Origin of the sequence: Streptomyces sp. NPDC057638 (assembly GCF_042800315.1) — a bacterium.
Classification (GTDB): Bacteria; Actinomycetota; Actinomycetes; order Streptomycetales; family Streptomycetaceae; genus Streptomyces.
This window is the reverse complement of the sequence record NZ_JBHVHF010000189.1, coordinates 1-13,622: the sequence shown is the minus strand read 5'-3', so window position 1 is coordinate 13,622 and position 13,622 is coordinate 1. Positions and strand designations below refer to the sequence as shown.

General features: G+C 70.2%; 8 protein-coding genes. 1 reads left to right on the top strand and 7 read right to left on the bottom strand.

Features of this window, described 5'->3' with window-relative positions; all coding sequences use genetic code 11:
• Positions 1–156: 156 nt before the first annotated feature.
• The 7 genes from ACFVIM_RS23300 to ngcE all read right to left on the bottom strand — a co-directional run bounded on the left by ACFVIM_RS23300 (position 157) and on the right by ngcE (position 9,110).
• Positions 157–1,485: a sugar ABC transporter permease gene (locus ACFVIM_RS23300; RefSeq protein ID WP_384304441.1), complete on the bottom strand. Its 1,329-nt coding sequence runs from the start codon at positions 1,483–1,485 to the stop codon at positions 157–159.
• A complete protein-coding gene (locus ACFVIM_RS23295; RefSeq protein WP_384304438.1) occupies positions 1,482–2,261 on the bottom strand; it encodes an ATP-binding cassette domain-containing protein in 780 nt (259 codons plus the stop codon). The genes ACFVIM_RS23300 and ACFVIM_RS23295 overlap by 4 nt, the downstream gene beginning before the upstream one ends.
• Before the next feature lie 164 nt (positions 2,262–2,425).
• Entirely contained in the window at positions 2,426–3,553 is a 1,128-nt protein-coding gene (locus tag ACFVIM_RS23290; protein ID WP_384304435.1) for a substrate-binding domain-containing protein, read from the bottom strand.
• Positions 3,554–3,674: 121 nt separating this feature from the next.
• Positions 3,675–4,880 (bottom strand): ROK family protein, encoded by a 1,206-nt coding sequence (locus tag ACFVIM_RS23285; protein ID WP_384304433.1) that lies wholly within the window; start codon positions 4,878–4,880, stop codon positions 3,675–3,677.
• Between the two features lie 881 nt (positions 4,881–5,761).
• The gene (locus ACFVIM_RS23280) at positions 5,762–6,688 is read right to left on the bottom strand and encodes a carbohydrate ABC transporter permease (RefSeq protein ID WP_384304430.1); all 927 of its coding nucleotides are present in this window, start codon (positions 6,686–6,688) and stop codon (positions 5,762–5,764) included.
• A complete protein-coding gene (locus ACFVIM_RS23275; protein ID WP_384304427.1) occupies positions 6,688–7,608 on the bottom strand; it encodes a carbohydrate ABC transporter permease in 921 nt (306 codons plus the stop codon). Before ACFVIM_RS23275 ends, ACFVIM_RS23280 begins: the two co-directional genes overlap by 1 nt.
• Positions 7,609–7,661: 53 nt before the next feature.
• Complete coding sequence (gene ngcE, locus ACFVIM_RS23270) at positions 7,662–9,110, bottom strand: N-acetylglucosamine/diacetylchitobiose ABC transporter substrate-binding protein (protein WP_384304425.1); 1,449 nt, start codon at positions 9,108–9,110, stop codon at positions 7,662–7,664.
• A gap of 626 nt (positions 9,111–9,736) precedes the next feature.
• Between ngcE and ACFVIM_RS23265 the strand changes: the two genes are divergently transcribed.
• Entirely contained in the window at positions 9,737–13,504 is a 3,768-nt protein-coding gene (locus tag ACFVIM_RS23265) for a GH92 family glycosyl hydrolase (RefSeq protein ID WP_384304447.1), read from the top strand.
• Positions 13,505–13,622: the final 118 nt, after the last annotated feature.

Sequence of the window (13,622 nt, the reverse complement as noted above, 5' to 3'; positions counted from 1 at the left end):
GGTACCGCCCGGGCCGCAGGGCCCAGGGGTGGGGGTACCGCCCGGGCCGCAGGGCCCAGGGGTGGGGGTACCGCCCGGGCCGCAGGGCCCAGGGGTGGGGGTACCGCCCGGGCCGCAGGGCCCAGGGGGAGCCCGCCGCGATCCCGCGGCAGCGCCTCAGGCCCGGCCCGCCGTGCGGCGGGTGCGGCGGGTGAGGGAGTCGATGACCACGGTGGCCAGCAGCACCCCGCCCGTGATCATGAACTGCACCGGCGGTTTGATCCCCTCAAGCGCCAGCCCGTACTGGATCGAGACGATCACCATCACCCCGAGCAGCGCGTTCCAGGTGCGGCCCCGGCCGCCGAAGAGGCTGGTACCGCCGATGACGGCGGCGGCGATCACATTCATCAGCAGCTCTCCGGCGCCCGCGCTCTGGTTGGCGGCGGCGATCTTGGACGCCCAGAAGAGTCCGCCGATGGCGGCGAAGGTCCCCGCGATGGCGAAGACGGAGATCCGTACGGCGGTGACGTTGATGCCCGCCCGGCGGGACGCCTCCACACTGCCGCCGAGGGCGAAGATCTTGCGTCCGTACGCGGTGCGGCGGAGCGTGAAGTCGGTGATCACCAGCGCGGCGAGGAAGAGCACCAGCGCCAGCGGCAGCCCTTTGTACTGGTTGAGGACGTGGGCCGCCGCGAAGGCGACCACGGCCAGCGCCACTGTCCGCAGGGCCACATCGGCCGGCGGGCGGGAGGGGATCCCCGCGGCGGCCCGGCGCCGGGAGTCGGCGAGCCCGCTGAGGAGGTACACGGCCACGGCGACGGCGGCCAGACCGTAGGCGGCGGCGACATCGGTGAAGTAGTACGTGGTGAGCCGGCCCACCACACCCTCACCGTCCAGGTTGATCGTGCCGTTCTCGCCCAGCAGTTGGAGCATGAAGCCCTGCCAGAAGAGCAGCCCGGCGAGGGTCACCGCGAAGGCGGGCGCGCCGATCCGGGCGAAGAAGAAGCCGTGGAGGGCGCCGATGAGCGCGCCACCGCCGACGGCGGCGAGGATCGCGAGCCACTCGTTGACCCCGTGGGTGACGCTGAGGACGGCGACGACCGCGCCGGAGACCCCGCTGACCGCGCCGACCGACAGATCGATCTCCCCCAGCAGCAGGACGAAGATGATCCCGACGGCCATCATGCCGGTGGCGACCATGGCGACGGCGATTCTGCTGAGGTTCTCGGCGGAGAGGAAGTTGGCGTTCAGCGACTGGAAGACGACCGCGATCACGATCAGGCCGATGATGACCGGGAGGGAGCCGAGATCGCCGGAGGCGAGCCGTCGGCGGAACTCGCCGAGGTATCCGGCCAGCCCCTCCTCGCGTACCAGCAGCCGGGGGTCGGCGGCGGTGACCGCGCCGGGAGCGGCGTCCGGGCCGGCGTCGGCGGGCGGCCGCCCCGGATCGGGCTCGCCGTGCTTGTCGTGCTCGTCGTGCTTGTTGAGGTTCACGGGCTGGTTCATCGCCGTACCTCCCCGGTCCGCGCCGCACGGCGGGTCACGGCGTTCTCCGTGGCGCCGGTGATGGCGGAGACGATCTCTTCCTGTGAGGTGGAGCCGACGTCGAAGACGCCGTTGTTGCGGCCCAGGCGCAGCACGGCGACCCGGTCGGCGACCGCCTTGACGTCGGCCATGTTGTGGCTGACGAGGATGACCGCGTGACCGCTCTCGCGGAGCCGCTCCACCAGATCGAGCACCTGGGCGGTCTGCTCGACCCCGAGGGCGGCGGTGGGCTCGTCCAGGACGACCAGCCGGGGCTCGCCCAGCATGGAACGGGCGATGGCGACGGTCTGGCGCTGGCCGCCGGAGAGGGAGGCGACCGGGATCCGCACACTGGGGATGCGGATGGAGAGCCGGTCGAGCAGCTCGCGGGCGCGGCGCTCCATCTCCACCTCGTCCAGGACGCCCCGGCGGCTCAGCTCACGGCCGAGGTAGAGATTGCCGACGACGTCGATGTTGTCGCAGAGGGCGAGGTCCTGGTACACGGTGGCGATGCCCAGCTCCTGGGCGTCATGGGGGCGGTGGATGGAGACCGGGACGCCGTCCCACTCGATCACCCCGCCGTCGATGGAATGGACCCCGGCGATCGTCTTGACCAGGGTGGACTTCCCGGCGCCGTTGTCGCCCACCAGGGCGACCACTTCCGAGGCGTGGACCTCCAGCTCGACGTCGGTGAGCGCCTGGACGGCACCGAACCTCTTGGAGATCCCGCGCAGCGCCAGCACGGGCGCAGCGGACATCGCGACCAACTCCTTCACCGCCGGACCGCTCCGGACGGGGCTCGGGGTGAGACGGGCAGGGCGGCGGGCGGAAGAGGCGGGCCGGGGCTGCTCTGCCGCCGGGGTGGTCTGAAGGACCGTTTCCGCACGCGGTGACGGGGCCGTTTCCGTGGCCCGTACGACGGCTACTTGAGTCCGAGCCTGGCGCAGGCCGCCTGGTACTTCGGGGTGCAGATCTCCTGCACGGTGTAGATCCCGTCCTTGATCACGGTCTCGTCGACGTTCTCCTTGGTCAGCGGGACCACGGGGACCAGCACCGCGGGCACCCCCGGGGTGGTGGGGCTGTCCACCGAGTCCTTCGCGATGGCGTCCAGCTTCTCGCCCCTGGCCAGGGCGACGGCCATCGCGGCGGCGGCGTCGGCCTCACCGGAGTAGGGCTTGTAGACGCTGGAGTACTGCTCACCGGCGACGATGCGCTGTACGGCGGCGAGCTCGGCGTCCTGGCCGGTGACCGGCGGCAGCGGGGTCACCCCGGCGGCCTTCAGCGCGGTGATGATGCCGCCCGCCATACCGTCGTTGGCCGAGTAGACACCGACGATCTTGCCCTTGCCGAGAGCGGCGATGGCCGCCTCCATATTGGCGTTGGCGTTCTCCGGCTTCCACTCCTTGGTGTCGTACTCCCTGCCGATGGTCACCTTGCCGTGCAGCTCCGCGTGGGCGCCCTTCTTGTAGAGGGCGGCGTTGGGGTCGGTGACCGAGCCGTTCATCATCACGATCTGGCCCGCCGTGGCCCGGGCGCCGAGCGCGGTCAGCAGGGACTTGCCCTGGACCCGGCCGACCTCCTCGTTGTCGAAGGAGGTGTAGGCGTCGATGGGGCCCTCCGCCAGCCGGTCGAAGGCGACCACCGGGATCCCGGCGTCCTTGGCCTGCTTCACCCCGCCCGCCACGGCCTTGGAGTCCACGGCGTCCAGGATCAGCGCGTCCACCTTGTTGGTGATCATGGTGTCGATCTGCTGGATCTGGAGGGTGGCGTCCTGCTTGGCGTTGGCGTAGACGATCCTGCCCTTGCCGTTGGTCAGTTCGCTGATCTTCTTCTCGATGAGCGGCTTGTCGAACTTCTCGTACCGTGCGGTCTGGTTCTCCGGCAGCAGCAGTCCCACGGTGATCGCGTCACCCTTCGCGGGCGCGCTCCCACCTCCCTTGCCCTTGCCGGCGGAGTCCCCCGCCTCCTTGGCGCTGCCGCAGGCGGCGAGCGTCACGGCGGTCACGGTGGCGGTCATGGTGAGGGCCGCGCGACGCAGATGTGCGTTCATCCAGGAAACCTCCCTGACGGGGCCGCGTCCCCGCGGCCGGGGTGGCTGGAAGTCAACTCGGCCCCACGGGCAGGGTCAAGGAGTAAATTCTTAACGAGATGACAACGGTGCCATGCGTTCTCTAAGTGAACGCGCCTACGGACATGGGGAGTTCACGACCGAGCAACGACGCGTCCCCCATCTCACTGAGGACGAGGGCGAGCGCCCCGAGCACCTCCGCCCGGCCGCCGAGAGCACCCGAGACCACCGAGAGCTGACGGGCCGCGCTCGGTATCGCGTACCGCCCGACCGCGTCACGGACCGCGCCGAGCGCCAGCTCACCCGCGTCGGCGAGGGAGCCGCCGATCACCACCCGGCTGGGGTTGAGCAGATTGCACAGGGCCGCCACCCCGCTGCCGACATGGCGGCCGACGTCGGTGATCACCCGGCGGCAGCCGGGATCCCCCTCCAGCGCCATCCGCACCACCGCCTCCATCGTGAGCCCGGGGCCATGGCGGGGAACCAGCAAGGGCAGGACATAGCGGGCGGCGGCGAAGGTCTCCAGACAGCCCCGGTTGCCACAGCGGCAGACCGGGCCCGACTCGTCCAGCGTGAGATGCCCGATCTCGCCCGCCGTGCCCCCGGGCCCCCGGTAGACCCGGCCGTCCACCACCAGACCCGCGCCCACCCCGCTGGCGACCTTGATGTACGCGAGGTCCCGCACCCCGCGCCCGGCGCCCCAGACCAGTTCGCCCAGCGCGCCGAGATTGGCGTCGTTGTCCACATGGACCGGGGCGCCGAGCCTGCGGGCCAGCTCCTTCCCGGGACTGATCCCCGACCAGTCCGGCAGGATCGACGTCGACCCCAGGGTGCCCGAGGCGGCATCGAGGGGGCCGGGGACGCCGAGCCCCACCCCGATCACCTTGCCGGGCTCGCTCTCCAGTCCGGCCAGCAGCCCGCGCACCAGGGCGTCGGCCCGGTCGAACCCCTCCTCGGCACTGACGGAGCCGTCGACATCCAGCGGCTCGGCCTCCTCGGCGAGCACCTGGTGGGCCAGATTGCCGACCGCGACCCGCAGATGGGTGTGGCCGAAGTCGACCCCGACCACCAGCCCGGCCGCCCCGCTGAGCGCCACGCTCCGCGCCCGGCGGCCCCCGGCGGAGGTCGGGGTGACCTCGACCGTGCCGCGCTCCTTCAGTTCACGAACGATGTTCGAGACCGTGGCGGCCGACAGGCCCGTCCGCCGGGCGATCTCCGCCTGGGTGAGCGCGCCGGACAGGCGCACGGCCCGCACCACCCGCTCCAGATTGGCCCGGTGCAGTGAGGTCTGTGAGCCCGGAGTCTCCATCGGCGCGTGCCCTCCTTGGGCGGGGCGGTGCCCCTGGGGGGCCACCTCGGCGGGTGAGTCCAACTTGTGAACACAAGGCTCGGCTCCCCGCCCATCCCCCGTCAAGACCTTGACCCTCCGGGCCGGCGCCGGGCCCGCCCTCCTGCGGGCCGCGCCCACTCCGCTCGTGGACCCGGCCCACCCGCATCGCCTGGCGCGTCCCTGCACGCGCCACCCCTGCCCCCTGCACGGGCCCACCCCCGCAACCACCCACTTGCGTGCCCGGGCCCCGCCCGCTTGCGTGCCCGGGCCCCGCCCGCTTGCGGGCACGGGCCCCGCCCGCTTGTGGGCACGGGTTCCGCCCGGGGCGGAACGGGTGGGCACAAGCCCACCACCCGGATGCCGGGCCCCTGTCGCCCCGGCTCCTGCCGGACGGGCCCGCGCCAGGGCGCGACCCCTCACGCAGTGCGCACAACGAGGCGCGGCTCACGGGGTACGCGCACCGGGGCGCGGCCCCCAGCGGGACCCGGTGCGCGGGGGCGCGGACCGTTGCCGGCGGGGCCGGGTACGGGGCTGGGCGACAGGGAACGCCTGCCCGGCAGGGGGTTCCCGTGTGCCCACCCGTTCCGCCCCGCGGAACGCCTGCCCACAACGGGGCGGACCCCCGTGCCCACACGGGTGGTGGGCCTGCCTGCCCGCGCGGGGGCGGAACCCGCACGCCACACGGGTGGTGGGCGCGCCTGCCTACAACGAGGGTGCGCGCACAGTGGTGGGAGGGAGCCCGCGGGGGCCAGGAGGCACAGGGGCCGCGAGGGCGGGGAGGGGGAAAGGGCGCGGCCCCGGCGTCGGGGGGTGACGCCGGGGCCGGGCAGAAAGAGGGCCGGGTGGGAAGAGAGCGCGGGCTACTTCACCGCACCCGCGGTCAGCCCCGTCACCACCTGCCGCTGGAAGAGGATGTACGCCCCCAGCACCGGCAGCATCGCCATCACCAGCCCCGCGAAGAGCCCGGACCAGTCCCCCTTGTATCCCTGGCCGAGGGCCAGTTCCACCAGGCCCTGGGAGAGGACCTTCTTGTCCTGCTCGGTGTTGAGCACGGTCGGGAGCATGTACTGGTTCCACTGGCCGAGGAAGTTGAAGATGCCCACGCTGATCAGTCCGGGCCGGGCCATCGGCAGCATGACCTGGAAGAAGGTCCGGGTGTGCGAGGCGCCGTCGATCATCGCGGCTTCGGCCACGGATGAGGGCAGGGTCCGGAAGAAGGCGGTGAGGAAGAAGACGGTGAACGGCAGCGAGTAGGCGATGTAGACGAGGATCAGGCCGTGCGTGGTGTTCAGCAGCGCCATGTTGTTCATGACGTAGAACAGCGGCACCAGCGCCAGCATCACCGGGAAGCTCATACCGCCGATGAAGAGGAAGTAGATGAAGCGGTTGCCGGGGAACTCGAAGCGCGCCAGGACGTAGGCGGCCATCGAGCCCAGCAGCAGGGTGCCGACCAGCGAGCCGCCCACCACCAGGATGGTGTTGAGGAAGTACTCGCTCATCCGGGCCTCGGTCCAGGCCCGGGACCAGTTCTCGAAGTGGAGCTTGTCGGGCAGGGCCCAGGGGGTGGAGAGGATCGAGTTGTCGTCCTTGAAGGAGGACATGATCGCCCACAGCAGCGGCAGGACGACCATGCAGGCCCACAGGATGAGGATCCCGTGGGAGAAGGCGTTGAGGACTCCGCCCTCGCTGCTCTTCTCCTTGCCGGGGGCCGGGGCGGACCCGGTCGTCTTGCGGACCGCGGCGGGCTCGGTGGCGTCCGCGGGCGGGGTGGTGTCGGTCGTCGTCATCAGAACTCCAGCCGCTCGCGCCGGCCCAGCTTCATCACGATGGCCGCGAAGGCCAGGGTGACGAAGAGCAGGGCGACGCCGATCGTCGTTGCGTAGGCCGCCTGTCCGTCCCGGAACGCCACCTGGTAGACGTGGAGCGGGAGGACGGTGGTGGAGTAGTCGGGTCCGCCGGGGCCCACCGACATGATCTGCACCATCGCGAACGCCTCGGCGCCCAGCGCCAGGACGCCCATATAGACCCAGCCGGACTGGATGGTGTCCCACAGCAGCGGCAGTGTGATGCGGAAGAACGTGGTGAAGCGGTTCGCCCCGTCCAGCAGGGCGGCCTCGTAGAAGTCCCGGGGAATGGAGGCCATTCCGGCCGAGAAGAGCACGACGAAGAATCCGACGGTGCTCCAGACCATGACCGCCATGATGCACCAGAGCGCGAGGTTGGGATCGCCGAGCCAGAGCGGCTGGGCGTCGAATCCCAGGGCGTCCAGGAAGGAGTTGATCGCCCCGTCCTTGGGGTTGTACGCGAACTGGAAGAGCAGCGCGACGATCGCGATCGAGAGCACCTGCGGGAAGAAATAGGCGATCTTGTAGAAGGAGGAGCCGCGCACGCCCGCGATGGCGGCTCCCTTGCGGCGCCGTCCGCCGACATTGAGCATGAAGGCGAAGAACAGCGCCAGCCCGAGTGTCACCAGCGGCAGCAGCAGCGCGAGCAGCACGCTGTGCTGGAGGGACTTCCAGAAGACGTCGTCGTCCCACATCCGCTGGTAGTTGTCGAAGCCGACCATCTTGAAGTCCGGGCTCAGACCGGTCCAGTCCGTGAAGGAGTAATAGATGGACTGGATGAACGGCCAGATGACGAAGAGCGCGTACAACGCCAGGGGAGCCGTGAGGAACCCGACGATGAACCGGTACTTGCCGTGTTGCATGGTTTACCGACCTCGATCTTCCCGCGAAACTCGCCGCCGCTGGTGACAGTCGCTCACTGGTGCTTGTAGTGCTTGATCGACTGGTCCTTGGCGGCGTCGTCGGCGAACTTCTGGATCTTCTTGATGGCCTCGGCCGGGGTGATCCGTCCGGCCATCAGCTCGCCGAGCCCGGCGACGCCGATCTGCTCCTTGTTGAGCTTGACGTACCAGTCCTGGAGGCGCGGGTTGACGACGTTGGTGCCCGCCTTCTCCAGTGCGGCGACGGCGGACTTCAGGCCCGGGGTCAGCGTGATGCCGTCGGTGCCGCCGTTGAAGGCGGAGAGCGACTTGACCAGGCCGGTGAAGTTCTTGGAGGACTCCTCGCTGAGCATGATGCGCAGCTGCTCCATGCCGCCCTGCGGGTTCTTCGCCTTGGCCGGGACGATGAAGGGCTCACCGCCGGAGGCCCAGATGGTGCCGAACGGCAGCTTGTCGCCGGCGTCCAGGCTGCTGGGCGCGCCCACGGCGAGGTTGAAGTCCTTGGGGATGACCGCCGCCGACTCGTTCTCCACCCAGGAGCCGTTGGGGATGAAGAGCGCCTCGCCCTTGGCCCACGCGGTCTGGGACTGGATGTGGGTCATGCCCTCGGTGCCCTTGAGGATGTACCCCTTGCGGCCCAGCTCGTAGTACGCCTCGAAGGCGGACTTGACGGCGGGGTCGCTCCAGGCGTTCGGCTCCAGGTTGTCGATCTTGTCGAGAACCTCGCGGCCACCGATCTTGCCGATGAACGGGAAGAGCGAGAAGGGCATGTAGTAGGGGAACTTGCCGGGGTAGGTCCAGCCCGCGATGCCCTTGCTCTTGGCCTTGGCGCAGAGCGCCAGCATCTGGTCCCAGGTCTCGGGGTAGGTGGCGTCCAGCTTCTCCAGCGCGGTCTGGGAGTACCACACGCCGTAGACGGTGTAGGCGTAGTACATGATCCAGACGGGGTTGCCGTCGAACTGGCCCATCTCCAGTACCCCGGGCCGCAGGGTGTCGCGGACCTTCTTGCTGGGGTCGTCGTAGGACGGCGCGTCCATCAGCGGGGTGAGGTCGGTGAGCTGGTTCTTGCCGACGAGGACGCCCATGTCCATCTGCTCGGCGCCGGAGTTGTCGATCAGGTCCGGCGGGGTGCCGCCGTTGAACCGGGGCTGGAGCACCGACTGGATCTTCTGGGTGGCCTGGTGCTTGACCTTGGGCGCCTTCGGGAAGGCGGCCTCGTACACCTTCTCCGCGGCCAGGGCGTACTTGTCGCCGAAGCCGCCGTTGAAGATGACGACTTCAAGGGGTGCCGTCTCGTTGACGCCGAGCGGGTTCTTGGCGCTGACCTTGCCCTTTTCGACGGGCTTGTCCCCGCCGTCATCGCCGCTGGCACACGCGGACAGGAAACTCATCGTGGGGACCGTCAGCAGACCGAGCGCGGTGGAGCGCTTGATCAGACTGCGACGGCCGAGACCCTCATTGGAGTGGGCGGAGTTGGATCCCATGCTCAAGTCCTCGCCTTCATCAGGACTCAGGCGGTGAACCGGTCGCCCGTCCGTCTCGCCAGGCGAAGGGCCCCGTTACCGCGATCAGTTGCCGTGTTCTTGCAGAGGTTGCCGTGTTCGTGCAGAGGTTGCCGTGCTCGTGCAGAGAGGAATGCGTGACGTTCGGTTGCGTCCACGCGGGGAGAACTTCCGCGCGCCCAGGGGAGGGGGAACCGGAATGGTCCTGTTCCCCCTGGTTCCCGCCAACTGTTGTCGACAGCGCGGCGGGTGCGCACAGGTATAGTCCACTCCTCGTCAGCGGAGCAAGATCGAAAGCAAGGTTGGCCGTCAGTCTTTCCCGAGTTGAGACCTCCCGGATATCTGATCCGCACGACCTCTCATTCCAGCCACTCCTTTCCTCATGGAACCACTCATTCCGTCATTCTCGAACCGTTCGCGCCCTTGACACCGCTGGACACCTGCCTCCCTACTGAACCGTCCACATCACCGTGACAACGTTGTCTCGCTACGAGGTTCCCCCGGAGGAGGGCCCCGTGAGGGTTCGACTGACACCAGCGCCCCGTCCAACAACCCGTCGGAGAAGTCCAAGACGCGCGGCGGCCCTGGTGGCCGCCGTCGCGCTGCTGATGGGCACCGGTCACACCGTGGCCAGCGCGCTTCCCGACGCCACCGTGCCCCGCGCGGAGCCGGAGTTCAGCTCCTCCTTCGAACCGGGGGAACGGGCTCCGGACTGGCGCAACACCGTGGAGTCGGCGCCGGACGGCAGCCGCCGGGCCTCCGGTGTCAACGGCGGCTTCGCCACCGGAATACCGGGAAATGTCACCGATAGGGTGATCGAGCTGCGCGCCAGCGGTGAGTACGCGGCGGCGGGCGAGGTGAAGGAGAATCTGGTCGATCTCCAGCCCACCACGAAATGGCTGGAGTTCGCGCCCACCTCCTGGATCGAGTTCGACACCGACGCCCCGGTCAAGCTCGCCACCTACGCGCTGACCTCGGCCAATGACCATCCCGAGCGCGACCCCCGGGACTGGACCCTCAAGGGCTCGGCCGACGGCCGTGTCTGGACCGTGCTGGACAGCCGGACCGACCAGGTCTTCGAGCGGCGGCACCAGACCACGAGTTACCGGATCGGGGAGCCGGACCAGATCACTCCGTACGCCCGGTACCGGCTGGAGCTCACCCGGAACAACGGCGGGAGCGTCACCCAGCTCGCCGATGTGCAGTTCTCCGACGGCTCACCGCCGGGGCCGGTCCCCGACGATATGCGCAGCGCGGTCGACCGGGGTCCGGGCGGCTCCCCCACCGCCAAGGGGCACGCCGGGTTCACCGGCAAGCGGGCGCTGCGGTACGCGGGCAGTCACACCGCGGCCGGGCGGGCCTACTCGTACAACAAGGTCTTCGACGTCCACACCGCCGTCGGGCGGACCACCGAGCTGTCGTACCGGATCCATCCCGCGCTCGCCGGGACGGATCTGGACTATCCGGCCACCCATGTCGCGGTGGACCTCGCCTTCACCGACGGCACCTACCTCAGCGACCTCGGGGCGCGCGACGCCCACGGCGGGGTGCTCACTCCCCGGGGGCAGGCCGCCGCCAAGCGGCTCTATGTCAACCAGTGGAACAACGTCACCTCGGCCATCGGTTCCGTCGCGGCGGGCCGGACGGTGGACCGGATCCTGGTGGCGTACGACTCCCCGAAGGGGCCCGCCGCCTTCCAGGGCTGGATCGATGACATCGCGCTGCGCCCCGCGCCCCCGGTGGAGCGGCCCGCGAGCCTCGCCGACTACGCCTCCACCACCCGGGGCACCCACTCCAGCGGTGACTTCTCCCGGGGCAACACCATCCCGGCGACGGCGGTGCCGCACGGCTTCAACTTCTGGACCCCGGTGACCAACGCGGCCTCCAAGAGCTGGCTGTACGAGTACGCGCGGGGCAACAACGCGGACAATCTGCCCGCGCTCCAGGCGCTGGCCGCCAGCCATGAGCCCAGCCCCTGGATGGGGGACCGGCAGACCTTCCAGCTGCTGCCGTCGTCGGCGGCCGGGGTCCCCGAGACCGACCGGGTCAAACGGGCGCTGCCCTTCCGCCATGAGAACGAGACAGCGCGGCCGCACTACTACGGCGTCACCTTCGAGAACGGGCTACGGGCCGAGATCGCCCCCACCGACCACGCGGCGACCATGCGGTTCACCTATCCGGATGACAACGCCAGCGTCGTCTTCGACAACATCACCCAGGAGGGCGGACTCACCCTCTCCCCCGCCACCCGCTCCTTCACCGGCTTCTCCGACGTCAAGAGCGGGCTGTCGACCGGCGCCACCCGGATGTTCGTGTACGGGGTGTTCGACGCGCCCGTCACCGACTCCGCCGCCGAAGGAGTGAAGGGCCACCTCCGCTTCGCCGCCGGGGCGGACCGCACGGTCACCCTGCGCCTGGCCACCTCGCTGATCAGCGTCGACCAGGCGCGTGAGAACCTCGCCGCCGAGATCCCCGAGGGCACCCCCTTCGAGCGGGTGCGCGATCAGGCCCAGCGGCTCTGGGAGGAGATCATGGAGCGGGTCCGGGTGGAGGGCGCCACCCGGGACCAGCTCGTGACGCTCTACTCCAACCTCTACCGGCTCTACCTCTATCCCAACTCCGGGTTCGAGAACACCGGCACCACGGACCGTCCGGTGTACCGCTACGCCAGCCCGTTCTCCCCCATGACCGGCCCGGACACCCCCACCCATACCGGGGCGAAGCTCGTCGACGGCACGGTCTATGTCAACAACGGCTTCTGGGACACCTACCGCACCACCTGGCCCGCGTACTCCTTCCTCACCCCCGGCCGGGCGGGCGAGCTGGTGGACGGATTCGTCCAGCAGTACAAGGACGGCGGCTGGATCTCCCGCTGGTCCTCCCCCGGCTACGCCGATCTGATGACCGGCACCAGCTCCGACGTCGCCTTCGCCGACGCCCATGTCAAGGGCGTACGGTTCGACGCGGAGGCCGCCTACGAGGCGGCGCTGAAGAACGCGACCGTCATGCCGCCCGCCCCCGGCGTCGGCCGCAAGGGGATGGAGACCTCCCCGTTCCAGGGCTACGCCTCCACCGCCACCCATGAGGGCCTGTCCTGGTCCCTGGAGGGCTATCTCAACGACTACGGGCTGGCGACCATGGCCCGCTCGCTCCACCAGAAGACCGGCAAGGCCCGCTACCGCGAGGAGGCCGACTACTTCCTGGGCCGCGCCCGGAACTACGTCACCCTCTTCGACGCGAAGGCGGGGTTCTTCCAGGGCCGCGACCGCACGGGCGCCTGGCGCGTCCCCAGCGAGCGCTACGACCCCAGGGTCTGGGGCCACGACTACACCGAGACCAACGGCTGGGGCTACGCCTTCACCGCCCCCCAGGACAGCCGGGGCCTGGCCAACCTCTACGGCGGCCGCGCCGCGCTCGGCCAGAAGCTGGACACCTACTTCGCCACCCCGGAGACCGCCTCCCCCGAGTTCCAGGGCTCCTACGGCCGGATCATCCATGAGATGACCGAGGCCCGGGATGTGCGGATGGGCATGTACGGCCACTCCAACCAGGTCGCCCACCACGTCCCGTACATGTACAACGCCGCCTCCCAGCCCTGGAAGACCCAGGAGAAGGTGCGGGAGGTGCTCTCCCGGCTCTACACCGGCAGCGAGATCGGCCAGGGCTACCACGGCGACGAGGACAACGGCGAGCAGTCGGCGTGGTGGCTCTTCTCCGCGCTCGGCTTCTATCCGCTGGTCATGGGCAGCGGGGAGTACGCGATCGGATCGCCGCTCTTCACCCGGGCGACGGTGAGGATGGACAACGGCCGCACCCTGGTGATCAAGGCACCGGCCAACAGCGCCGAGAACGTCTATGTCCAGGGCGTCCGGATCAACGGCACCGCCTGGAACTCCACCGCGCTGCCCCATGCCACCCTCGCCCGGGGCGCGGTCCTGGAGTTCGCCATGGGCCCGCGCCCCTCCGCCTGGGGCACCGGCGAGAGCGCGGCGCCGGTCTCCATCACCGAGGACAACCAGCTCCCCGCGCCGCCGAAGGACGCCCTGCGCGGCGCGGGCCCGCTCCTGGACGACACCTCGGCGACCTCCGCCGAGTTCACCACGGCACCGCTGCCGGTCCAGGGGACGACCCGGCGGACGATGGCGGTGCGCTACACCCTGACCTCGGCCGAGCGCGCGACGGCGCCGCGCTCCTGGGTGCTCCAGGGCTCCCAGGACGGCACGACCTGGACCGATCTGGACCGCCGCGGCGGCGAGACCTTCACCTGGGACCGCCAGACCCGCGCCTTCTCGATCGCCCGCCCCACTCCGTACGCCCAGTACCGTCTGGTGACCCCGGAGCGCGCGACCCTGGCGGAGGTGGAGCTGCTCTCCTGAGGACGGCCACGGATACGGAGGCGGGCTCCCCGCCTCCGTACCGCCGCGGGTCACACGGCCGCGGCGGGACCCGGTGAGACGGTCACACGGCCGAGGGCCGCACCCCCCGCGTGGGGGG

Coding starts and splice junctions, on each gene's coding strand:
- ACFVIM_RS23265 (WP_384304447.1), top strand. CDS start 9,737: ATGGGCACCGGTCACACCGTGGCCAGCGCGCTTCCCGACGCCACCGTG.
- ACFVIM_RS23285 (WP_384304433.1), bottom strand. CDS start 4,880: ATGGAGACTCCGGGCTCACAGACCTCACTGCACCGGGCCAATCTGGAG.
- ACFVIM_RS23295 (WP_384304438.1), bottom strand. CDS start 2,261: ATGTCCGCTGCGCCCGTGCTGGCGCTGCGCGGGATCTCCAAGAGGTTC.
- ngcE (WP_384304425.1), bottom strand. CDS start 9,110: ATGGGATCCAACTCCGCCCACTCCAATGAGGGTCTCGGCCGTCGCAGT.
- ACFVIM_RS23290 (WP_384304435.1), bottom strand. CDS start 3,553: ATGAACGCACATCTGCGTCGCGCGGCCCTCACCATGACCGCCACCGTG.
- ACFVIM_RS23280 (WP_384304430.1), bottom strand. CDS start 6,688: ATGACGACGACCGACACCACCCCGCCCGCGGACGCCACCGAGCCCGCC.
- ACFVIM_RS23300 (WP_384304441.1), bottom strand. CDS start 1,485: ATGAACCAGCCCGTGAACCTCAACAAGCACGACGAGCACGACAAGCAC.
- ACFVIM_RS23275 (WP_384304427.1), bottom strand. CDS start 7,608: ATGCAACACGGCAAGTACCGGTTCATCGTCGGGTTCCTCACGGCTCCC.